Annotated in this window: 20 protein-coding genes, 5 tRNA genes and 1 riboswitch; of the genes, 23 read left to right on the top strand and 2 right to left on the bottom strand. The window is 34.4% G+C overall.

Annotated features, from left to right (window positions below):
- The first annotated feature begins 84 nt into the window (after window positions 1-84).
- From spoIID to mreB, 4 genes are all read left to right on the top strand, one after another.
- Window positions 85-1,113 (top strand): stage II sporulation protein D, encoded by a 1,029-nt coding sequence (spoIID, locus tag CLLU_RS04280; RefSeq protein WP_106008337.1) that lies wholly within the window; start codon window positions 85-87, stop codon window positions 1,111-1,113.
- A gap of 129 nt (window positions 1,114-1,242) precedes the next feature.
- The gene (locus CLLU_RS04275; RefSeq protein WP_106008336.1) at window positions 1,243-1,962 is read left to right on the top strand and encodes a M23 family metallopeptidase; all 720 of its coding nucleotides are present in this window, start codon (window positions 1,243-1,245) and stop codon (window positions 1,960-1,962) included.
- A gap of 196 nt (window positions 1,963-2,158) precedes the next feature.
- Window positions 2,159-2,413: a sporulation transcriptional regulator SpoIIID gene (gene spoIIID, locus CLLU_RS04270; RefSeq protein WP_106008335.1), complete on the top strand. Its 255-nt coding sequence runs from the start codon at window positions 2,159-2,161 to the stop codon at window positions 2,411-2,413.
- A gap of 99 nt (window positions 2,414-2,512) precedes the next feature.
- Window positions 2,513-3,544, top strand: coding sequence for a rod shape-determining protein (mreB, locus tag CLLU_RS04265; RefSeq protein ID WP_106008370.1), 1,032 nt, complete (start codon window positions 2,513-2,515; stop codon window positions 3,542-3,544).
- A 22-nt stretch (window positions 3,545-3,566) separates the two neighbouring features.
- Here the strand turns inward: mreB and yyaC are convergent, their stop codons facing one another.
- On the bottom strand, window positions 3,567-4,106 hold the full coding sequence (gene yyaC / locus CLLU_RS04260) for a spore protease YyaC (RefSeq protein ID WP_106008334.1): 540 nt from the start codon (window positions 4,104-4,106) through the stop codon (window positions 3,567-3,569).
- A 277-nt stretch (window positions 4,107-4,383) separates the two neighbouring features.
- Between yyaC and CLLU_RS04255 the strand changes: the two genes are divergently transcribed.
- The 15 genes from CLLU_RS04255 (at window position 4,384) to CLLU_RS04190 (ending at window position 14,712) form a co-directional block, all read left to right on the top strand.
- Window positions 4,384-4,459, top strand: a tRNA-Thr gene (locus tag CLLU_RS04255).
- Window positions 4,460-4,464: 5 nt separating this feature from the next.
- Window positions 4,465-4,549: transfer RNA gene (locus CLLU_RS04250), tRNA-Tyr, on the top strand.
- Window positions 4,550-4,557: 8 nt separating this feature from the next.
- A tRNA-Val gene (locus tag CLLU_RS04245) sits at window positions 4,558-4,633 on the top strand.
- Window positions 4,634-4,652: 19 nt separating this feature from the next.
- A tRNA-Thr gene (locus tag CLLU_RS04240) sits at window positions 4,653-4,728 on the top strand.
- Window positions 4,729-4,733: 5 nt separating this feature from the next.
- Window positions 4,734-4,818 (top strand) — tRNA-Tyr (locus CLLU_RS04235).
- Between the two features lie 68 nt (window positions 4,819-4,886).
- Window positions 4,887-4,990: riboswitch (SAM riboswitch) on the top strand.
- Window positions 4,991-5,062: 72 nt separating this feature from the next.
- On the top strand, window positions 5,063-6,238 hold the full coding sequence (gene metK / locus CLLU_RS04230) for a methionine adenosyltransferase (RefSeq protein WP_106008333.1): 1,176 nt from the start codon (window positions 5,063-5,065) through the stop codon (window positions 6,236-6,238).
- A gap of 127 nt (window positions 6,239-6,365) precedes the next feature.
- Window positions 6,366-8,603, top strand: coding sequence for an SF1B family DNA helicase RecD2 (gene recD2 / locus CLLU_RS04225; RefSeq protein WP_106008332.1), 2,238 nt, complete (start codon window positions 6,366-6,368; stop codon window positions 8,601-8,603).
- Window positions 8,587-9,609, top strand: coding sequence for a hypothetical protein (locus tag CLLU_RS04220; protein WP_106008331.1), 1,023 nt, complete (start codon window positions 8,587-8,589; stop codon window positions 9,607-9,609). Before recD2 ends, CLLU_RS04220 begins: the two co-directional genes overlap by 17 nt.
- 20 nt (window positions 9,610-9,629) lie before the next feature.
- Entirely contained in the window at window positions 9,630-10,262 is a 633-nt protein-coding gene (locus tag CLLU_RS04215) for a ComF family protein (protein WP_242977470.1), read from the top strand.
- 409 nt (window positions 10,263-10,671) lie between these two features.
- On the top strand, window positions 10,672-11,475 hold the full coding sequence (locus tag CLLU_RS04210; protein ID WP_106008329.1) for a class I SAM-dependent methyltransferase: 804 nt from the start codon (window positions 10,672-10,674) through the stop codon (window positions 11,473-11,475).
- A gap of 657 nt (window positions 11,476-12,132) precedes the next feature.
- Window positions 12,133-12,309, top strand: a complete 177-nt coding sequence (locus CLLU_RS18840) for a hypothetical protein (protein WP_170065729.1) — start codon at window positions 12,133-12,135, stop codon at window positions 12,307-12,309.
- Between the two features lie 2 nt (window positions 12,310-12,311).
- Window positions 12,312-12,806 carry a siphovirus Gp157 family protein gene (locus tag CLLU_RS04205; RefSeq protein WP_106008328.1) on the top strand — a complete coding sequence of 165 codons (495 nt, stop codon included), beginning with the start codon at window positions 12,312-12,314 and terminating at the stop codon, window positions 12,804-12,806.
- A 14-nt stretch (window positions 12,807-12,820) separates the two neighbouring features.
- On the top strand, window positions 12,821-13,573 hold the full coding sequence (locus CLLU_RS04200; RefSeq protein ID WP_106008327.1) for a hypothetical protein: 753 nt from the start codon (window positions 12,821-12,823) through the stop codon (window positions 13,571-13,573).
- Between the two features lie 268 nt (window positions 13,574-13,841).
- Window positions 13,842-14,039, top strand: coding sequence for a cold-shock protein (locus CLLU_RS04195; protein ID WP_106008326.1), 198 nt, complete (start codon window positions 13,842-13,844; stop codon window positions 14,037-14,039).
- A gap of 136 nt (window positions 14,040-14,175) precedes the next feature.
- Entirely contained in the window at window positions 14,176-14,712 is a 537-nt protein-coding gene (locus CLLU_RS04190; protein WP_106008325.1) for an NADH-quinone oxidoreductase subunit J, read from the top strand.
- A 137-nt stretch (window positions 14,713-14,849) separates the two neighbouring features.
- On the opposite strand, the gene CLLU_RS04185 is transcribed toward CLLU_RS04190, so the two are convergent.
- Complete coding sequence (locus CLLU_RS04185; RefSeq protein ID WP_242977469.1) at window positions 14,850-17,825, bottom strand: cation-translocating P-type ATPase; 2,976 nt, start codon at window positions 17,823-17,825, stop codon at window positions 14,850-14,852.
- Between the two features lie 443 nt (window positions 17,826-18,268).
- Here CLLU_RS04185 and CLLU_RS04180 point away from each other — a divergent pair, with 443 nt between their 5' ends.
- The 4 genes from CLLU_RS04180 (at window position 18,269) to CLLU_RS04165 (ending at window position 22,812) form a co-directional block, all read left to right on the top strand.
- Window positions 18,269-19,321: a BMP family lipoprotein gene (locus CLLU_RS04180; protein WP_106008324.1), complete on the top strand. Its 1,053-nt coding sequence runs from the start codon at window positions 18,269-18,271 to the stop codon at window positions 19,319-19,321.
- 102 nt (window positions 19,322-19,423) lie between these two features.
- The gene (locus CLLU_RS04175; RefSeq protein ID WP_158255873.1) at window positions 19,424-21,463 is read left to right on the top strand and encodes a methyl-accepting chemotaxis protein; all 2,040 of its coding nucleotides are present in this window, start codon (window positions 19,424-19,426) and stop codon (window positions 21,461-21,463) included.
- A 64-nt stretch (window positions 21,464-21,527) separates the two neighbouring features.
- The gene (locus CLLU_RS04170) at window positions 21,528-22,190 is read left to right on the top strand and encodes a hypothetical protein (RefSeq protein WP_106008322.1); all 663 of its coding nucleotides are present in this window, start codon (window positions 21,528-21,530) and stop codon (window positions 22,188-22,190) included.
- A gap of 115 nt (window positions 22,191-22,305) precedes the next feature.
- Window positions 22,306-22,812, top strand: coding sequence for a hypothetical protein (locus tag CLLU_RS04165; RefSeq protein WP_242977468.1), 507 nt, complete (start codon window positions 22,306-22,308; stop codon window positions 22,810-22,812).
- Window positions 22,813-22,817 lie beyond the last annotated feature (5 nt).

Below are 22,817 nucleotides of genomic sequence, written 5' to 3'. Positions count from 1 at the left end.
GTTTGGAATATTTTATATATATTTATAATAAAAATATAGTATGTTATCAAATACCCAATAGGTGAAGAACAACAGGAGCGTATTATGAACTTTTTAAAAAAATTTATCATACTGGTGTTTATGGGCATGACTTTTATAATCATACTTTCATTGATCATGGTGGGAGGACAGAGTAGTGGGAACGGTCTGTCGGAATTTATAGTAAAATCAAAGAATATAATATTTAAAAACAGCAGTGAAAATTCGGCAAAAATAAAGATTTATATGACTAAAGAAAAGAAGATAAAAGAAATGGATCTGGATGAGTATGTACTTGGGGTAGTAGCGGGGGAAATGCCTGCAGAATTCCCAGAAGAAGCACTTAAAGCTCAAGCTGTGGCTGCAAGAACTTTTGGAGCTGCCCATATGGAAGCGTACGGAGGCAAAAAATATAAAAGCAATACAGGTGCTGACGTATGTGATACTGTTGAATGCCAGGTTTTTCAAAGCAAAGAGGATAGAATGAAGGCATGGCCCAAGGAAAAAGCTGAAGAATACTGGAACAAGATGGAGCAAGCTGTAAAAGCCACCTCAGGACAAGTACTATCCTATAAGGGCAAATTGGTTATGGAACCTTATTATTTTGCGGTAAGTGGAGGAAAAACAGAGAACAGTGAAGATGTATTCAAAAATGGAGAAGGTTATTTAAAGAGTGTAGAAAGCCCAGGGGAAGAAAGTGCAAAAAAATATAAGACATCTATTAAATTAACCTATGAAAATTTTGTGGACAGAGTTAATTCCTATTATCCTAATTCTGGACTCAGTGCAGCAAATCTTACTGCACAGGTGAATATTGGAGATAGGACAGAAGGAGGAGCTGTTAAAGAAATTAAACTTGGATCGGTTACTATATCCGGGACTAAGTTTAGATCCGTTATGGGATTGAATTCGGCAAATTTTACTATATATTTTAAGGATCAAGTTTATATTCAATGCCTGGGATATGGACATAGGGTGGGTATGAGTCAATGGGGAGCCAATGCCATGGCTGAAGATGGAAAAACTTATGTACAAATATTAAGTCACTATTATACAGGTATAAGTTTAAAGAAAGTAACTTCGTTTTTAAGATAAGGAATTTATAATATCGAAGTAAGATGAAAAAATTCATCTTATTTTTTTTTATGAAAATTTTAGAAAAAAATTGATAAAATATGTATTTTTTGTTAGCCTCTGGACAAACTACAAAAAGGAGGTGTTCATATGGACAAAAAATTTTCAAATAAAGCAGCTAACTTTTTTAAAAAGGAGGGTTTTTACGTAATATTATTTATTTGTTTATGTATAGTAGCAACAGTTGCGCTGCTGACTGCAAGAAATAACAAAAATCAAAGTGCCGAATTGCAGAAACAGAGGAATGAAGCTATAGAACAAAAGCAGGTTAAGCAAACTGCAAAAGCGGATAAAAATTCTTCTACAAGTTATGATAATGCCCTTCAAGTTAAAAAGGCAGGTCAAGCAAATGCAAATGCCCAAAAGGAAACTTCAAAAGAGGTATCTAATTCAATGAGTACTTCATTTCAGAAACCAGTAGAAGGAGTTATTGCCAGAGGGTTTTCAGAGGATCCTGTATATTGGGATTCGACAGGAACATACAGACCTAATTTAGGATATGATATACAAACAGATTTGGGAAAACCGGTATTTGCAGCAATGGACGGGAAAGTGGAAGCGGTAAATACTGCAACACAAGATGGAGTAGAGATTATTTTAGATCATCAGAATGGGTTGAAAACCGTTTATTCTAATTTAGATCCCAATGTGAAAGTAAGCGTGGGTAAAATTGTGAAAAAGGGTACGGTTATAGGAATAGTTGGTAAAACCACATTGAGATCAGCCTATGAAAAATATGGGAACCATTTGCATTTTGCTGTTATAAAGGGAAAAGAATTTGCTGATCCAGGCAAGTATATAAAATACTAATATTTAGCCATTTCTCCAAATTATATGGAGAGATGGCCCATATACAATGAATTTTAAGGTATAAAGGGGCATATTTATATATGGGGGGACAAGTAGATGTTAAATTTTTTAAATTAAAGAAAAAAGTATCTGTAGATATTTTATCATAGAGAGTTTTGATTACTAGCTGATATTTATATAAAGGAGTTGAATGAATTTGAAGGATTATATTGAAGAGAGAGTTTTGGAAGTTGCAAAATATATAATAGGTTCTAAGGCAACCATAAGAAAAACTGCTAAGGTTTTTGGAGTCAGCAAAAGTACCATACACAAAGATATGACTGAAAGATTACCTAAAATAAATCCACAGGTTGCACAAGAGGCCAAGAGTATATTGGATTATAATAAAGCAGAGAGACATATAAGAGGTGGAAAGGCTACCAAAATGAAATATAAAGCTATTGAAGGTTAAAAACATTCCCATTATAATTAGAAATATGATATGATAATTATAGTAAATGGATTTACATTTTATTATGAAAAGCAAGTCAGATTAGGAGTGAAAAAAGGGATGTTTTTTAATATAGGAACTGATATGGGAATAGACTTGGGTACAGCTACAGTGCTTGTTTATATCAAAGGCAAAGGGGTAATTTTAAAAGAGCCTTCAGTTGTTGCCATAGATAAAATTAAAAATAGAGTACTGGCTGTGGGAGAAGAAGCATGGCAGATGATAGGTAGAACGCCGGGTAATATTGTTGCCATTCGTCCATTAAAAGATGGAGTTATATCCGACTATGATGTAACAGAAAAGATGTTGAAGTATTTTATAGAAAAAGCTTGTGGAAAAAAGAGAATGTCAGCCCCGAGAATAGTAATTTGTATACCCTGCGAGGCCACTGAAGTTGAAAAGAGAGCTGTAATTGATGCAGCTAAAAATGCAGGTGCAAAGAAGGTGTTCTTGATTGAAGAACCTCTAGCAGCAGCTATAGGTGCTGGAATCGATATAACCAAGGCAAGTGGCAGTATGGTGATAGATATAGGAGGGGGAACTACTGATGTAGCCATAATTTCACTAGGTGGAATAGTGGTGAGAGCTTCTATTAAAGTGGCAGGAGATAGGTTTGATGAAGCCATAATGAAATATATTAGAAAAGAACATAAATTGATGATTGGTGAGAGAACTTCAGAAGATCTAAAGATAAACATAGGGTCTGCCTTTGAAAAGAGTGAATTGGTCACCATGGAAATAAGAGGAAGAGATCTAATTACAGGGCTCCCCAAAAATATGGAAGTATCATCTAAGGAAATGAGAATGGCCTTACAGGAAACTGTAAATTCTATAGCAGATACAGCCAAAGCAGTATTGGAAAAAACTCCTCCAGAGCTATCTGCCGATATAGCTGAAAAAGGTATTGTGATGACTGGGGGAGGAGCTTTACTAAATGGATTAAGTGATCTAATACAGGAAGTAACGCATGTACCTGTTTATGTAGCAGAAGATCCAATATCATGTGTGGCTTTAGGTACAGGAAAAGTTCTTGAGTATTTGGATAAAATGGAAGTTATTTTTACAGGTGATGATATAACTTTAATAGATTAAACAAAGAAGTAAAATTCATATATTACAACAAGATTTTATTATAGTAAAGGTAATATGAGTGAATTAGTGAATAAAGTATCACTTCTGCCATGTTTAAAATTAGATTTAAGCGTATATTACTGCTATTGCTAAATATACCTTCATTATTATTTGAATCGACTATGCCTATTATTGAAGAATCTCCTACGTTGGGTAGAGATTTACCCACTCCCTTTCCAGGATGAACGGGAAAATCTCTTGCCTGTATTTCTCCAATGGCTTCGAAATCACCTAGACACGCATCGATACCTATAATGTTATTGTGTGGATGAAGTAATTTTATTTCATTCAACTTACTTTCAATGTTTAGAGCGTGTATTGGTTCTGAGATGGTACCGTAGACTGGTAGAGGGAAATGCTTACACTTTAGCATAGTGCCTACCAAAGGGCCCAGGCAGTCTCCTATGTATCTGTCTGTTCCAATACATACGATAATAGTATTTTTGTCTATGTGATCTTTTAAAAAATGGGCTAGATCATAGTATGCCAGCGGATTTTTATAATTGGATCTTATTTTAGTCAATACATTCACCTTCTTTTATGCATGCAGTAGCAGTATATGTGGACAATATTCACAGAGAACACTATATATAATCTATATGACGGAGTTATGTAAAATATTAGGCCTAAATCATAGGTATATGATTTTAGAAGTAATAATGAGATAACTTGAGTAATGAGCATTTAATATTATATTTTGCTGGGATATGAAATTTGAAAATAATTGTACGAAAATGTATACTAAACTACGTTAAACGCCTTTGTTTTTTACTACAATGTAAATTTATACAGGCAGGTAAGCTGGCATAGCTCAGTTGGTAGAGCAACTGACTTGTAATCAGTAGGTCGTGAGTTCGAAGCTTACTGCCAGCACCAAATGTGGAGGAATTCCCGAGCGGCCAAAGGGGGCAGACTGTAAATCTGTTGTCAGTGACTTCGATGGTTCGAATCCATCTTCCTCCACCAAATATTGTGGGCGCATAGCTCAGCTGGGAGAGCATCTGCCTTACAAGCAGAGGGTCACAGGTTCGAGCCCTGTTGTGCCCACCATTATTTTATAACAAAATAAGCTGGCATAGCTCAGCAGGTAGAGCAACTGACTTGTAATCAGTAGGTCGTGAGTTCGAAGCTTACTGCCAGCACCAAATGTGGAGGAATTCCCGAGTGGCCAAAGGGGGCAGACTGTAAATCTGTTGTCAGTGACTTCGATGGTTCGAATCCATCTTCCTCCACCATAAAAGCACTGTATGGTGTTTTTTATTTTGTAAGGATTTTTACAAATATTACAAGCATATAGTGAAAGCTCTTATCCAGAGAGGTGGAGGGAAAAAGGCCCGATGAAACCCGGCAACCAGTAGAAGTTTTGCCAAGGTGCCAATTCCTGCAAGGTGATTTGCAAGATAAGAGAGCAGTTAATTATTTAACCTCTTCTTATTTGAAGAGGCTTTTTTATTTTTATACAGTATGGAGGTATTGAAAATGAGAAAATTATTTACATCTGAATCAGTTACAGAGGGACATCCAGATAAAATGTGTGATCAAATTTCAGATGCTATCCTGGATGCTATATTGAAACAGGATCCTTATGGAAGAGTAGCATGTGAAACTGCTACTACTACAGGTATGATATTGGTTATGGGAGAAATATCAACTAATTGCTATGTAGATATTCCTAAAATAGTTAGGAAAACTGTAAAGGAGATAGGATATACCAGAGCAAAATATGGATTTGATTGTGATACCTGTGCAGTAATGAGCTCAATCGATGAGCAGTCATCAGATATAGCAATGGGTGTGGATAAATCCTTGGAAGCCAAGAAGGGACAGATGCAGGAAATAGATGCAATAGGGGCAGGGGATCAGGGAATGATGTTTGGATTTGCGACTAATGAAACTTCTGAATACATGCCTATGCCCATAAGTCTAGCTCATAAATTGGCAAAAAGATTATCCCAGGTGAGAAAAGATAAGACATTAAGCTATTTGAGGCCGGACGGAAAAACTCAGGTGACTATAGAATATGATGACAATAAACCAGTTAGAGTTGATACTGTGGTAGTGTCTGCACAACATGACGAGCTGGCAACTAAAGAACAAATTGAAAGCGATATAATTGAGAATGTCATAAAGCCCATTGTTCCTTCCGAATTTTTAGATAAAAATACAAAATATTTCATAAATCCAACAGGAAGGTTTGTGGTTGGCGGACCACAGGGGGATTCAGGTCTTACTGGAAGAAAAATAATAGTTGATACTTATGGCGGATATGGAAGACACGGCGGTGGTGCATTTTCGGGGAAGGATCCAACCAAGGTTGACAGATCCGCTGCTTATGCTGCAAGGTGGGTGGCAAAGAATTTGGTTGCTGCAGGTGTTGCAGATAAATTGGAGATACAGCTTGCTTATGCCATAGGTGTAGCAGAACCTGTATCTATAACTATAGATACTTTGGGTACAGGGAAAATATCAGAGGGAAAAATAGTTGATATAGTGAAGAAGGTATTTGATTTGAGACCTGCAGCTATAATAAGAAATTTGAATTTAAGAAGACCTATATATAGACAAGTTGCAGCTTATGGGCATTTTGGAAGAACGGACATAGATTTGCCTTGGGAAAAATTAGATAAAGTTGAGGATATAAAAAAATACATTTAGACATTTAGAAGCTTTGTATATTCAAAAATTATACAGAGCTTTTTTAAAATTAAAATGATGTGTTATAATTATATTCAAAGATATAGATTGCAGGTTTTTTATATGTTATTAAAGTAGGAGAGATTCTATGCAGGATTTACAGGGAACTATAGAAGATATAATATTTCAAAATAAAGACAATGGATATGTAGTTGCTAAAATGAAGGAAAAGGAAAATACAGTGACTATAGTAGGCTGCATACCCTATATAGCTGAGGGAAAAAATTTAAAGGTTATGGGAGAATGGGTGCTGCATCCCCAGTTCGGGCGTCAGTTTAAAGTTAAAGCTTCTGAGGAAATAGTGCCTGATACTATTACTGGTATAGAGAGATATTTGTCTTCGGGAATTATATCGGGTATAGGACCTGTTACTGCCAGAAAAATAGTCAAAAAATTTGGAAAAGATACTCTTCATGTATTGGATGATGACATAAAAAGGCTAAGGGAAATAGAAGGTATAGGGGATAAAAAAATAGCGCTGATAGCGGAATCTTACTCCAGGCAGAATGAAATAAGGAATATAATGATATTTTTACAGACTTATGGAGTTACCCCAAATCAATGCGTAAAAATACATAAAAAATTTGGAGCTGATTCTATAGGCAAGGTGAAAGAAAATCCGTATATACTTACAGAGGAGATAGGAGGAATAGGATTTAAAACAGCTGACAGGATAGCCGGCAGTCTTGGAATAAAAAAGAATTCCTCTTTCAGGATACAAAGTGGGATAAGATATGTGGTAAATCAGTTTTGTAGTTTGGGGAACACTTATATGCCTATAGACAGACTTATAAAAGAGGGGGAGGATATACTTAAAGTTACCAGGGAGGAACTTGAGGTCAATATATATGAGGATTCTATAAATGGGAAAATAAAACTGGAAAAACAAGATGATAAACTCTGTGTTTTTCCCATAACCTATTATTATTGCGAATTGAGTGTGACAAAAAAAATTTTAACCTTGGCCTTTAGCAGTTACAAAGATATAGGTTTTGATGTAAATAAAGAAATTAAAAACTTTGAAGATAAAAATAATATTAAATTTGCACCTTCCCAGAAAGAGGCTATAGAAGGAGCGGTGAAAAATGGTGTGGAAATAATAACCGGAGGACCAGGTACGGGGAAAACAACTATAATCAATTGTATAATTCAATTATTTGAAAAAGCAAATTGTAAAGTTTTAATGGGAGCACCTACCGGCAGGGCAGCAAAAAGAATGTCGGAAGCTACTGAAAGAGAGGCTAAGACCATACACAGATTGCTTGAAATGGGAGTGGAAAGTGATGAAGAGGCCATGTTTTTCTCAAGAGGAGAAGAATCACCACTTAAATGTGATGTGGTGATTATAGACGAAGCTTCCATGATAGACATAATGCTTATGAATAATTTGTTAAAGGCTATTTCTGTTGGAACCAGACTCATAATAGTGGGAGATGCACAGCAGCTTCCTTCAGTGGGTCCAGGAAATGTACTCAGGGATTTTATAGACAGCGGCTGTATAAAAGTAGTTAGATTGAAGGAAATATTCAGACAGTCAAAAGAAAGTATGATCATAGTAAATGCACATAGGATAAATTCAGGAGAAATGCCTATTTTGAACAAGAAGCTCAAAGATTTTTATTTCATAAATTGCAGAGAACCTTCGGCTATAATGGATACACTGATAGGATTAATTGATAGAAGATTGCCCAATTTCAATAAAAACTGGAATAAAATGCAGCATATTCAGATATTGTCCCCAATGAGGAAAGGGATTCTGGGGATATCTAACTTAAATTCAAGACTTCAGGAGGTCTTGAATCCAAAATCTTCGGAAAAGAAAGAAAAGAAGAGTGGGAACACTGTGTTTAGGACAGGTGACAGGGTAATGCAGATTAAAAATGATTATACTTTAAAATGGACTGGAGTTTCAGAACAAAATCCAGAAGAAGGCATAGGAATTTTTAATGGAGATTTTGGATATATCCAAAGTATAGACGAGGAAAAAAATACATTGACGGTTGTATTTGACGAGGATAAAAAAGTTGTATATGATAATATGCATTTAGATGAATTGGAACTGTCCTACGCAATAACCATACATAAAAGCCAGGGAAGTGAATTTCCTGTAATCATTCTTCCCATATTCATGGGTCCACCTCTGCTCATGAATAGAAATCTATTGTATACTGCTATAACCAGGGCAAAGCAAATGGTAGTGTTGGTAGGAGATTTAAAGGCATTAAGCTTTATGATAAATAATAATAAAAGCTTTGAAAGGTATTCGTTATTAAAATACAGAATAATGGATATAATGGAGAGTGAAACAGATGCTACTGTGGAATAAGATGAATTTTATCACTAAAGTAAAGGAAATAGAGAGGGGAATAGTGAGATGGGATAGTTCTGGAGAGCAGTTTTTAAGTATTATTTCTGTTCCATACAATTCTTCCAGTTTTTTTATAGATATTATTATGAACTGTGTCAGACAAAATAGAAATGTAATCTATATTACGGATGAGGAGCCCAATAACATTGATATAATAAAAAATATAAAAAAATATACAGATTTCAGGGATTATGCTTATATAAAAAAGCCAGAAAACAATGTAAATTGTTTGTTTGAAATATCCAGTTTTCATAATGCACTCAAATTAAAGAAGAAATTCCAATTGGTGATATATGATGACATAAATAGTTTTTCGGTGTATGACAGATATGAGATAATTAATTTAATTGATAGGCTTATTTATAAAAATGGCAAGGTAATTGTGTACTCCATAGAAAATATATTTGGAAATGGCAGAGAATTATTTTTGCCTATCTCAAAGGAGGGTCCTATAGTAGAACCCAGGACTATACTTACTAGATTTGACATGAATAAAGACATACCATTTGTAGTATATGACTATTTAAAATGGTCTTTAAGTGAAGGGAGAAAAGCCATAATATATGTGCCGGATGAATTTAAAGTGGCAAATGTCTATTCATATATACATAATTATTGTAAAAATTTATGCAAAAATATTATATATTTTATTGAAGAAGAATCCGGTAGGAAATCTATGAATAAATTTTTTCAGGTGAAGGATTCGATATTGATAACTGACAGTTTCAGACAGATTATAGCCAATGCAAAAAATTCAGATATAATGGTGTATTTTGCTGATAATGCAGATCTCAGCTATAAAAAATTTGTTTACTTATGTGGAAGTATAAAAAGAGGTGAAATGAATGTAAAGGGAGAGGTTATAATGGTGGCCAATTTGGAAACGGAAGATATGGAACAGGCTAGAAATATAACCAGGAACTTTAATAGAGAAGCATGGGACATGGGTTTACTGAAAAGTTAGTTTTTTTGTGGGATTGTATATTGGGGCTGATATATTGTGGTGATGAAAAATGTGTAATCTGCAAAAGGGATGTATATGATGATGAAAATATATGTGAAGTCTGTAAAAAGGATATAAAAATTTGTAGGACTGGATTTAAAATTGAAAAAAATAATTGTCAATTTGATTGTTACAGCAGCTCATATTATTCGGGTGTCATGATGGAGCTTATAATAAAATTAAAGTATAAGAGTTCTTTTAGATCAGGAGATGTAATAGCATCTTATATGAAGGATACCATATGCAGTAACAATATATTCTTTGATGTGCTGACTTATGTTCCCATGACAGAGAAATCTTTTAAAAATAGAGGGTATAATCAAGGAGAGTATCTGGCAAAAATTTTGGGAAAATATTTTAAAAAGCCTGTTGTACATTGTTTAACAAAAACCACGGATACCATGGATCAAATAGGGCTGAGCAGAGAAGAACGATGGAATAATATGTACGGGAGTTTTAAAGTCTGTGATGTCCATCATATTAAAAATAAAAGTATTTTGTTGGTGGATGATGTTATAACCACTGGTGCTACTGTTTTTTGCTGTAGTTTTGAGCTCCTGAAAAATGGAGCAAAAAAAGTTAATGTATTGACTGGAGCAAAAAGTAAGGTATAATTTAATAGTTGGGCTAGGTTTGTGGTTGAAAGTCGATGCCAGTCGCAGGCGAAACGATCCACGTAAGTTAAATAAAATATTTAATGAGCACGGTGCGGCTTAGAGGTAAGTCCTGCCGCCATAAATGCGAGAGGATTAGTAATGAGAGGGTAAATCCGGGTAGTGAAAATTCCAGCAGGCGAGTGTGGGGTCAAAGACCAGGTCAGCTAGCTTGACAATGCACTGATAGTGCAGTATGGCAGTCTCTTATAAGGGGCTGCCATGTTAGTTGAAATATTTTCAATAGTGTTTATATTGCAGAGTAGGCGCCCTATACGGCGGATGTCTGCTCTGCATATTGTTTACAAATAATATTGCTATTATGATAATATACTATATTAATTAAAGTATGAAAGGAAGAATATTAAATATGGGAAATCTGAAACTTAATGCAGATAGATTTAAAGGGTTTGCTGATATTTATGATAGTGCGAGGCCTAAATGTCCAGAAAAAGTTATAGAATTGATATTGAAATATTTAAGTAAAAAACCTTCTGCTGTAGTAGATTTAGGGTGTGGTACAGGACTTTCTACAAGAATTTGGAGTGATGTAAGCGATAGGGTTATTGGTTTAGAGCCAAGTACCGACATGATCAGTGTAGCTAGAAAAAAGTCAAATTGTTTAAAGAACTTAGAATTTATTTCTGCGTTTTCAGATAATACTGGATTAGATAATAACTTTGCAGATGTTGTTACGTGTTCACAATCATTTCACTGGATGAATCCAGAAACTACGTTGAATGAGGTATCAAGAATATTGAAGAAGAATGGTATTTTTGCAACCTATGATTGTGATTGGCCGCCAGTATGTGATTTAAAAGCGGAAATTGAATACAATAAGCTTTTTGACAAAGTAAAGGAGATTGAATTAACAGATCCCAATATTAAAAATAGCCTTAAAAGATGGGATAAAAATAGTCATCTTATAAATATAAAAAATAGTGGTAAATTTCAATATGTAAGAGAAATAGTATTCTTGAATTCTGAAAATTGCAATGCGCAGAGATTTATTGCACTTGCTTTAAGTCAGGGGGGACTTCAAGCTATTCTTAAAGCTGAGAAGGATGAAATTAAGCCTTTTTTACTTTCTTTTAAAGAAAAAATTACTGATATATTTGGCAATAGTGAATTTGAAATAGGTTTTTGTTATCGTATGCGTATTGCAGTAAAATAGTTAATAAATAGTTAACATTTAATACTTATCTTGTTAATAATTTACAAGTATAATAATAACTATTCCAGAGGGCATTCTAAATAATTTCAAAAGTTGTTCTCCTTAAAAATTATACAATGAAGTGAGCACCTAAGTTACAGGTGCTTATTTCATAATGTTAACAAATAGTTTATTAATATGACATTAAGATGTAATAAATACTTTATATAATTATAAGTGTTCTAAGGAGATGAGATATACCCTTAGTTTATTATAGATTATTTTCAAATATTGTCTCCTTTAAAGATAATTATGAGTGTAATTGGTGCCTGTGGTTGCAGGGCATGATAAAATTAAATGCAACCACCAACAGATACTTAATTAATTAGATCTCCCTTAATTATATTTTAAAATAGGCATCCTTTAATAGGGTGTCTATTTTAATGGCCAAATTTTTATAATGTTTTAGCATGCTGATTTTAGCTTTAATTTGGAAATAAAAACATATGCAAAATATGGAATACAAGAAAAATAATAAAATATTCAACTGCAGGCCTGATATCAATTCAGGCTTTAATGAATGGAAAAAATAAATAAGTATAGGCATATTAAAAACCATTCAAAATAAAGTTAGAGATATACAAAAAATAAGTATATCTTATTAGAGGAGTGATAAATATGCTGCCGGATTGTTGCTATGACTATAGATATGAAGCTCCAATAGCTAAGATATTCACAACTTGTGATGTGTGTGGTGAGAGTATTTTTGTTGGAGATAGTTATTATAAAATTGAAAATTTGTCTATTTGTAATGATTGCATAAATAGCTTTAAAGAAATAGCAGAGGAGGTGTAATTATGGCAAAACTGTATGAGATATCCAAAAGATATAAAAATTTAGATGAATTATTGGATAATCCGGAATTAGAAGATGCGAAAAAAGCTATAGAGCAGTCTTTGAACAAAATAGATGAAGAGTTTGATATTAAAGCTGAAAATATTGCGAAAATTATAAAATCAAGGGAAATTGATTCTAAAGGGCTGGATGAAGAAATAAAAAGATTGCAGGCTAGAAGAAAAGCTGTGGGAAACCAGATAGCTAATTTAAAAGGTTATTTATTTGAGCATATGCAGATTTTAAGGAAGAACAAAATAAAAGGTAATCTGTTCACTCTTTCAATTAAAAAAAATGCACCTGCTGTCAATATAATAGATGAAGAAGCTGTCCCAGAAAAATATAAAATACCTCAGCCAGATAAATTGGACAAAGTAGCCATATTAGAAGATTTAAAAAAAGAAATAGAAATAAATGGAGCTGAAATTAAGCAGACTACGACTTTAAGTATTAGATAGGAGGTGCAGTAATTATGGAGAAACAAATAAGGCTTTTAAATGCAGATGAAATTGAAGTAAGGGTACAGAGTTTAAAGAAGACTATAAATGGTGCAGCGTGTATTTTGCTGTTGTATAAAGATGCAAGAGTTGATATGCGAATACTTGACGAAACTTTTGGCGTGACAGGCTGGAGAAGGACGCATGAACTTATAAATGGCAGATTGTTCTGTAATATAGATATATGGGATGGTGAAAAGAATCAATGGATCAGAAAACAGGATGTTGGAGTTGAAAGTCATACAGAAAAAGAAAAAGGGCAGGCTAGTGACAGTTTTAAAAGAGCGGGGTTTAACATTGGAATAGGAAGGGAACTTTATACGGCTCCTTTAATATGGATCAACTTACAACAGGGAGAATTTGATGAAAGAGATGGCAAAATAATTCTATCTCCAAGAGTACGCTTTAAAGTCAAGTCAATAGGATATAGTAAAAGCAGAGAAATTAATAAACTGGAGATTCAAGATAATCATTACAGAATAAGATATTCTTTAGGAAAATCAATAGGTGATCAGAGTAAGACAATTATTAAGGATAGTAAAAATGCTATTAACAATAATGAAAATGCACGGAGCAAATCAAATCAAAATGAATATCACTGTGAAAAGTGTGGAAATATTATATCTGAAAAAGTAGCAAGTTATAGTGCCAAAAGGTTTGGAAAAATGTTGTGCATGAATTGTCAAAAAGATGCTAAAAATGATGGAATGCTGAGTGTTACTAGATAAGAATGTCAGGTGATCAAAAAATAAATTCTATTGTTAAATAAGCGCCTGTTGTGTAAGGTGCTTATTTTATGACAAGTGAAAAGAATAATTTGCTTTATGCAATGATGTATGATATACTAAATCAGTAACTTAAATGAATCGTAATTAATTTAAATGAAAATATATTTCAATGAGTACTTATGTTTATAATATGTACGCTTATATGGAAATTTTATTTGATGGGTTTATTACAAAGAGTTTAAGAAATAAAATTTAGGAGGTACTTATTATGACAGGTACAGTTAAATGGTTTAATGGAAACAAAGGATTTGGATTTATTACAGGAGAAGATGGAAAAGATATTTTTGCACACTTTTCTCAAATCAATTCAGATGGTTATAAATCACTTGATGAAGGACAGAAGGTTTCTTATGATGTAGGAGAAGGACAAAAGGGACCACAGGCAGAAAATATTACTGTTCTTTAATTAATGAATGTTTTATTCCTTGGATAGGTGAACTATCTGAGGAATTTTTTAATGTAAATTGACGGGAACTGCCAATATTCTTTAAAATATGATACAATATGTATAAATAATATCATCTTAGCAGGGAGAGATTCTTATGATTAAGTGGATATTTTATACTGCAGGGATTATATTCTTGGTATTGTTTATAATATCTATGGTTAAACCGATACTTTTTAAAGAAAAATGGCAAGCAGGATTGGGATATGGAATAAGTGCTGCTCTATATCTAGGGTTATTTTTCCTGATATTTTTTGGAGAATATAATGCAACAACAAGTAATGCAAAAACAGTTAATGCAAAGACATCCAATACAACTGTGAATGGTTCGGTAACGGCACTTGAACCTAGAAGCGCAAAACAGTCGGTATTTCAAGATATTCCCGTTCAGGAAATTGATGTTACACCAATACAGGATGTTTCTACGTCCAATACAAGTACTACTACAAATAGTGGAAACCAATATGTAGATGCAAATGGTAATGGAACAATTGTAGGTGACACCGGCAAAAAAATATATTATCTTCCTGGAGAAGCGTATTATTCTGAGGAAGTGAAAAATGCCAATAATGCGGTGTATTTTAAAACCATTGCAGAGGCAGAAGCTGGAGGATACAAGGCAATAGACCATTGATTAGTGTATGATATGTAAAGATATAATTTAGATAATACATCAATTGATAATTTTGACCCTAAAGCGAAAATAGCTTTAGGATCTTGTTTTATTTTGAATTAAAAATGAAATAAATAATTTTCAGATATAGTCTTTAGTTATATTCTACTGATCATACACATTCCTCCTACAGCACCCCAATCCATCAATGTCAATGCCTGTGTACCAAAATATGGGCTTATAAACGGCAGATATATTATGCTCAATAACATAGCTATAGAAGAGGCAACTCCAATGTTTATATACTTATTAGACAATGCAGCTTTATTTCCTCTACAATCATATAGATTTAAAAATTGAGAACAGATTAAACTGGAAAAGGCTAAAGTTCGAGCTTTATTTAGACCTGCTCCCAGCAGCAGGGACCCTTTGAATATTCCAAAAGTAGTTAAACCTATTCCAACACCTCTTCTGACAATTTGTACTCCAAGCTTTTTGTTGATTAAAGGTTCATCCCTTCTCAATGGAGCTGAATTCATCACATCATCACTGGATGGTTCTGTAGTTAGAGCAGAGCCCAGAATACTTTCTGAAATTAAATTCGTCCATAGTATTTGGATGGAAATAAGAGGAAGAATTCCTCCCACAGTAGAAGCTAGGGCAATAGCAATTATCTCACCCAGATTACCTGCCAGCAGATACCTCATGGAATTTTTTATGTTGTTGTTGACAGTCCTGCCATCCTCGATGGCTTTTACTATTGTACAGAAATCATCGTCAACAAGAGTTATAGATGCGGCGTCTTTGGCCACATCACTGCCATTGCTTCCCATAGCTATACCGATGTTGGCTTCTTTAATAGCAGGAGCGTCGTTAACGCCGTCACCTGCCATGGCTACAACGTAGCCAAATCGTTTAAAAGCCTTTACTATTCTGTATTTCTGTTCGGGAGAAGTTCTTGCAAAAACTTGTACCTTACTGATTTTATAATCCAATTCTTCATCGGTCATAGCGTCCAGTTCATTTCCGGACATAACAAGACCGTCTGTCAATAGGCCCAATTTTTTTCCTATAGCCGCTGCGGTATTTTTATGATCACCTGTAATCATAACGACTTTTATACCTGCTCTGTGACATTTTTTTATACAATCTTTAACACCTTTTTTTGGAGGATCTTCCATTCCGGCCATTCCTAGAAACACAAAATTGTTGGCAACGTTTTCAAAATTTTTCCCATTGATTTTTTTATATGCAAAAGCTAAAACTCTGAGAGCATGTTCTCCCATTTCATCGCCTATTGACATGATTCTTTCCTTATCTGTTGATGTTAAAAGTCTTTCAACTCCATTCTCGTAAATGGTTTTACATTTTTCAATAACACAATCCAGGCCACCTTTGCAAAAAGCGGTTTTACCCTCTGAAGTTTCTGTTATTACAGTCATGAATCTTCTGGAACTGTCAAATGGAATTTCTTTTAAACGGGAATTGAAATCCCTAAGCACATATTCATCTAATCCCAGTTTGTGGGCGGCAGCTATCAGGGCTCCCTCCGTAGGATCTCCTTCCACAGTCCATTTATTATTACATTTTGTCAAGGATGCATTGTTGCAGATCACTGCGGTAGTCAACATTTTCTTAAGGATGGCTCTTCTTGCAGGATCTCCTTCAATAAGGTTGATATCACCCTCCGGGTCGTAACCTGAACCGGTTACATCATACAGACATCTATCTGCATAAATCTTCCTGACCGTCATTTCATTCATAGTAAGAGTTCCTGTCTTATCGCAGCAGATTATATTAGTGGAGCCTAAGGTTTCCAGTGAGTTCATCTTCCTTACGATGGCATTATGTTTACTCATCCTCTGAATTCCCAGAGCCATAGCAACGGTTACGATAGCTGGAAGACTTTCAGGCAGAGCTCCTATGGAAAAGCTCACTGACATGTTTAAAACTTGAGTAAGACTTTTGCCGGCAAGCAGAGCACCGAAGCCGATAAATGCACAGCAAGCCAGACATATCTTGGTTAGCTTAGTGGTGAAATTCTGCATTTTTGTCTGAAGAGGAGTTGCCTGGGATCTTATACTTTGAAGCATTGCCGCAATCTTTCCTATTTCGGTATTCATTCCGGTAGCTACCACAATTGCCTTGCCTGTACCACAGATAACGTTGGTTCCCATAAACAACATATTATGTCTGCTTCCCAGTTCGGTGTATTTATTGCATAGCTCAGTGGATTTAGATACTGCGGTGGCTTCACCAGTTAGTGAAGCTTCTGTGGTCTTCAAGTCATAACCTTCAATTATTCTGGCATCGGCGGGTATTTTATCTCCTGCTTGAATCAGGATTATGTCTCCGGTAACCAAATGCTTGGCATCTATATAAGTTTCATGTCCATTTCTAAGTACTCTGGCTTTATGAACAATTATGTCTTTAAGGGAGTACAGGGATTTTTCAGCTTTATGCTGCTGAGCAGTTTCAAGCACAGTTTCAATACACACTATACTGAGTATGGCTATGGCGTCTGGAATTTGGCCCAGCACAAAAGAAGCTGCACTGACTCCAAGAAGTAATTTTACTGAAAAATTATTGAGACTTTTTAAAATTTTGGACATTAATGAAGTCCTTTTTTTCTCCGAGAGTACATTTAGGCCAAGTTCCTTTATCTTCTTTGATACTGTTTTGCTGGTTAAACCATATTTGAGATTCGTATTTAATATAGTTCCAATTTGATTTTTGTCCATTGTATGCCATGGTGTTGAATCGATAGTTTTTGAAGCACCGGATACCGGTGATTTAATATTTTCAAAGCCGATTGGCAGGGCAGTTTCTTCATTCATATTATTGATTTTAATTATATTGGAGTCATGGCTGATCTTGGTTTTTTTCATATGAATGTTGATTTGTTTTTCAATGTATCTCTCTGATACTATATCCTCATCGAATAAAATCAATACTTTACCAGTTATAGTATTGGCCCTAACCAGCTTCACTCCTCTCAGAGACAGAATATATTTAGTTATTGAATCTGCTGCTGACTGGTTTCTATAAACAGACTTAATTGGTATTCTTATTCGTTTATATAAGAAATTATAATCATTTATATGATTTTTGGCATTATTATTTGCACAAAGCACTCTGTCACATCACCTTTCCAAAATTTATAAAACGTTAGACAAATTCATCCTAAACTATTTAATTATATTTTCCGATAAAGCTGTAAATTATTCCTTGATTTTTACTTTGGCATTGATTTAATATCTGTTCTATGTGCTGATTTTATTATAGTAGTGTTGGATTTAACAAAGGTATAATGAGTTATTAATATTCCTATGATATCATTTTTATAAATCAACAATCGTATAATTGACGGCTAATTTATAGCTATACAAAGTTTATATAGAAATATACTAAAACAAGATTTAATTAAATAAGTCCATCAAGTTGCAGCAGTTGCCACTATGAGGCCCAATAAATATCTCATTTCATCTGTGAAAAATAGAACTATAAAAAAATAGTTGTTAATATGTAAGCTGTATTGCTTGTATTAATTTATAAAATGTTACAGGAGATGAATAAAATGAAACAAATTGGTTCTAAGGTATTTTTGCTGATTTTGTGTATTTCTATTGTTTTTGCAGGTTGCTCAAATAAGAATACCCAGGAATATTTGGATTCCGGGAAGCAGGTAAATTCAGTTCCTCTAAATATAGGGATTGTGACGGACATGGGAGGTATTAAAGACAAGTCTTTTAATGAATCTGCCTGGGAGGGTCTCAAAAAAGCACAGAAGGATCTTGGTGTGAAAGCAAGCTATATAGAGACGAAAAATGAGAATGACTATACCAAAAATATGGAAACAGCTTTAAATGGAAAAAAGGATCTCATATGGGGCATTGGATTTATGATGGCAGATGCTATTAAATCTGAAGCTCAGAAGCATCCAAATCAGAAATATGCAATAATAGATAACAGTTATGGCAGTGATACCCCATCAAATGTAATAGGAGTTACATTTAAGGAAAATGAAAGTTCATTTCTTGTAGGCTACATAGCTGGTAAGATGACGAAGACAAATACTGTGGGATTTATAGGAGGTGTTGAAGGCCCTTTAATACAGAAATTTCAGTATGGGTATATGGCAGGAGTCAGGTATGCAAATCCCGACTGTAAAGTTGTAAGCGAATATGCGGGTTCATTTTCTGAACCGGACAAAGGAAAGCAGATTGCCGCCAGAATGTACGGCGGTGGAGCGGATATAATATTCCATGCTGCAGGAGCAACGGGAAATGGGTTGATAGAGTGTGCCAAGGAGATGGGTAAATACTGTATAGGCGTGGATTCGGACCAGAGTGCGTTGGCGCCGGACAATGTCATAACTTCAGCCATGAAAAAAGTGGATAATGCAGTGTATGATGTTGCAGAGGATCTTAAAAATGGCAGATGGAACGGAGGAGCCACACTGCAGTACGGCCTTGCTGAAGGGGGAGTTGATATAGCACCCACTACAAATAAACTTGTTCCGGAAAGTATTTTGAATGAAGTGAACAATATTAAAGCAAAGGTAACATCAGGACAGTTGAAAATTCCAGAAACAGAAGAAGAATATAATAATTTTCATCAAACATATTGATTGCAAACAAGAAGTATTCATGAATTTATTCCATAAATTATAAAAATCTGATAGAGAGTAAGTTACATTGAAAAAACTAAAAATCTGCAGGGAGATATGATTATGAAATTTATAAATAGAAAACAAATTTACGATAATGCAAGGCAGCTCTTAAGTTTCAGTTCATTGAATGTAAAAAAGGATTTCAAGGCAATGCTGGTTATTATTCTTGCACTTCTTGTTATTGTACCGCTTGTAAGCAGTGGGACGTATATAAGCATAAATTCTTCAAATCTAATCAAAAAAAATATATATTCTTCAAATGAACAGTTGATAGGCAGAATAAATGATGATATAAAGTTTAATTTGGACAGCATCAAAAATCAAATGCAGTCGATGGCCGACAATCCCAATATTAAATCAATGAATTATGATGCTATGCAGAGTATTTTGATTCAAGGAGCAAAGTCCAATGGATCCATCGGTGGCATATCCATTGCTGATGCAAAAGGTCAGATCATCTATAACACCTCTGGAGTCTATAAAAATATTTCTAAAGAAGAATATTTCCGTAATGCAGTTTCCGGCAGGGTACAGTATTCAAATGTAAAAATATCCGAGATCAATAAAAAGCCTCTGGAATTTTATTATAGTGTACCTGTGAAGGTAGGTACAAATGTTGTAGGATGTATCACCGCAACTATTGATGTAAATGCCTTGAGTAAAATTATCAATGATGTACAGAAGAATAAAAACGACAATACTTTTATAGTAGATAATAATGGAATAGTAGTTGCCCATAAAGATTGGGCAAATTTCAATGGAATATCCATGTACAAGAATTTTTTGCCGGCAAAGAATTCTGCTGCAGGTAAAAGCGGCCAGGGTATCTATGATTTTAACAGCAGGACTCTATTGGCAATTTATTCACCTGTGTCAGATCTTAAATGGGGCATAGTGACGACAGTTCCCTATGATGTTGCCTTTGCGGATGTAAAAGCACAGAATAATATTTTCTTGATGATAGTAATATTTATGCTTATAATCAGTATATTAGTTGCTTTATTTATTTCGGAATTTGTTACCAAACCACTGTGTAGTCTCAATACAGCTATGGATGCTGTTTCTATGGGAAATCTCACTGCCAGAGTTGAAGAAAAATTTCTAAAACGTCAGGATCAAGTAGGTGAAATAGCAAAGAATTTTAATGATGTAACGGCTAAGCAGCTTACGCTTATTGACAAAGTAAAAGACATGATTAGAGATGTGCAGAATTATAACGAGGATACAAGTCAGCAGGTGGATGAATTGATTGAAGCCAGCAGAAGTGTGGGCAGGGCTATGGGAGAGATTGCCACTGGTACGGTTCAACAGACTAATTATATGTCCAGAATAGTAAATAGATTTTCCATACTCAAAAATGGTCTGGATAATATTGATATGAGTGCAAATAAAATTACTTTGTATGGTGAGAAGACTAAAGATAAAAATCAGCTGGGAATTATATCTGCAAAAGAATTGAAGGAAGAATTTAATAAAAATTATGAGTCCATACAAAGTGCTGCGGTACACGTAAAAAATCTGGCAGATAAATCCCAATCCATAGAGACAATTACGGATTCAATAAAATCCATTGCTGAACAGACCAATTTGCTGGCATTAAATGCAGCTATAGAAGCATCAAGAGCAGGAGAATCGGGTAAAGGTTTTGCCGTAGTAGCTGATGAAGTGAGGAAGCTTGCAGAACAATCTTCAGATTCCGCCAGGGAAATACATGATATAATAACTGAAATAGGAGTTTTTGTAAACAGGATCAGGGAAGAATTTATTCATACGACACAGATAGCCGAGAATTCCAATGAAAAATTGGAAACCACTATAGAAGTATTTGAGTCCATAATAAACAACTCTGATGAATTGGTAAAGGATATTGAAACTCTCAATGGGGAAATGAGCAAGATGAGAAATAGCAAAGATGAAGTTGAAGAGTGTGTAGAGAATACCTCCAGTATAATTGAGGAAGGATCCGCAACTGCTGAAGAAGTCAACGCCACAATGGAAGAACAATTAGCAGGTATGGAACAAATATGTAATAAGGTTCACACTATCAATAATATGACGAAAGAACTGCAGCAATTTATTCAGGTTTTCAAAACTGAATAAATTATGGACATGCCTAATCATATATCTATTGAAAAATTGTTCTGCAAAGGAGTAGGAATTATTTATGAAAAGTTCGTATTTTTACTCTCAAAATCGTATAGATGAACTTGAAATATCCTGTATTTCACTCATAGAAAAAGAGTTGGATGTGTTTTTTTCTTCACGCATGGAACCAGCACTTGCTTATTCTCACATGCTGTCTGACAATCTTGCATTGCATGGAAGAAAAAACTTTGAGGAAAAGGTGCTGTCAGATTGTCAGATTAAAGGATGTGTGAAGGGTATATTAGCCGGGATCGGTATGAAGATTGCTGAAAATATGGGGCAATTGCATTTAGATGATGTATCTGTGGAATCAGTAGAAGATCATTATGATAATCATATTTTAAAAGAGACAATCAGCAGTGCTAGAATTACTCAAGTAACAGCTGGAATTTGTGAACATATTATAGATTCTGGCATCTCGTTTATTTTAAATGAGATATGTGGAATCAGTATGGTAAATGAACTGCTGAAGAGAAATATTTCCGGCAGAAAGATATTGGACAAGAATAATCTGGCAAATCAAAGAAGAAAACATCGGGAATTAATATACAGACAGATAGAAGGACTGATGATGAATATGAAGATTAGTTTAAGAAATAAATTAATCGAAACCTGCATTGCAAGTATAAACAGTATTGAGAATACATATGATGCCTGTGATCTGATACTCATCAGTAATTAAAATTTGCCGGGTGAATAAAGAGCGGATACCTGAAAGAAACTTTGTATTATCAAGGTTTCTTTTTATTTTACCCATTAAAAAAATTGTTGTAATTATGTATTATTAAAGAAAAATTGTGAATAATAAACTTGATTATAATTTTCAGAAAGAGGTTGGTGTAAAGATGAACAGCGACAATAATGAAATTCATGCAGAGGAATTACAGAAAAAAATGCAGCAGAAACTGGATACCCTTGAGCAGAAATACAGTCAGATAAGTACTGAGATGAAGAAACTTCAGGATGATAAATCTGATTTGAAAAACAGTATTAAAACTATGAATGATAGATTTGAGCATGTGAATAAAAATGTAGAAGATATACTGGCTAAGCTTGACAATATCAGTGAAAACAATAGGGGTCTGGATGATGATGCAGAAGGTGAAAAGACAGATTTTTCAGCGAGAAAAGCAATATTTAGTCCTCTGCGAAAGCTGACGGTAGGGGCTGTGGGTTCAGTTCTTGCAGTAATAGATAAGACTGCCGAACTGGCCTGTGGAGCAAAAGAAGGATTCGAGGATATAGTGGCGGAAGCACAATATCAGCGCAAAAGGAAGCGCAAGGTTTCGATGGATGAGGCATAGGGCAT

It is taken from the genome of Clostridium luticellarii, from assembly GCF_002995845.1.
In the GTDB taxonomy this organism is placed as follows: Bacteria; Bacillota; Clostridia; order Clostridiales; family Clostridiaceae; genus Clostridium_B; species Clostridium_B luticellarii.
Note: the sequence above shows the minus strand (reverse complement) of the source record. Positions and strands in the feature narration are given on the sequence as shown.

Coding starts and splice junctions, on each gene's coding strand:
- spoIID (WP_106008337.1), top strand. CDS start 85: ATGAACTTTTTAAAAAAATTTATCATACTGGTGTTTATGGGCATGACT.
- CLLU_RS04220 (WP_106008331.1), top strand. CDS start 8,587: ATGCTACTGTGGAATAAGATGAATTTTATCACTAAAGTAAAGGAAATA.
- CLLU_RS04190 (WP_106008325.1), top strand. CDS start 14,176: ATGATTAAGTGGATATTTTATACTGCAGGGATTATATTCTTGGTATTG.
- CLLU_RS04175 (WP_158255873.1), top strand. CDS start 19,424: ATGAAATTTATAAATAGAAAACAAATTTACGATAATGCAAGGCAGCTC.
- CLLU_RS04210 (WP_106008329.1), top strand. CDS start 10,672: ATGGGAAATCTGAAACTTAATGCAGATAGATTTAAAGGGTTTGCTGAT.
- CLLU_RS04180 (WP_106008324.1), top strand. CDS start 18,269: ATGAAACAAATTGGTTCTAAGGTATTTTTGCTGATTTTGTGTATTTCT.
- CLLU_RS04200 (WP_106008327.1), top strand. CDS start 12,821: ATGGAGAAACAAATAAGGCTTTTAAATGCAGATGAAATTGAAGTAAGG.
- metK (WP_106008333.1), top strand. CDS start 5,063: ATGAGAAAATTATTTACATCTGAATCAGTTACAGAGGGACATCCAGAT.
- CLLU_RS04275 (WP_106008336.1), top strand. CDS start 1,243: ATGGACAAAAAATTTTCAAATAAAGCAGCTAACTTTTTTAAAAAGGAG.
- CLLU_RS04195 (WP_106008326.1), top strand. CDS start 13,842: ATGACAGGTACAGTTAAATGGTTTAATGGAAACAAAGGATTTGGATTT.
- CLLU_RS04205 (WP_106008328.1), top strand. CDS start 12,312: ATGGCAAAACTGTATGAGATATCCAAAAGATATAAAAATTTAGATGAA.
- mreB (WP_106008370.1), top strand. CDS start 2,513: ATGTTTTTTAATATAGGAACTGATATGGGAATAGACTTGGGTACAGCT.
- CLLU_RS04170 (WP_106008322.1), top strand. CDS start 21,528: ATGAAAAGTTCGTATTTTTACTCTCAAAATCGTATAGATGAACTTGAA.
- CLLU_RS18840 (WP_170065729.1), top strand. CDS start 12,133: ATGCTGCCGGATTGTTGCTATGACTATAGATATGAAGCTCCAATAGCT.
- recD2 (WP_106008332.1), top strand. CDS start 6,366: ATGCAGGATTTACAGGGAACTATAGAAGATATAATATTTCAAAATAAA.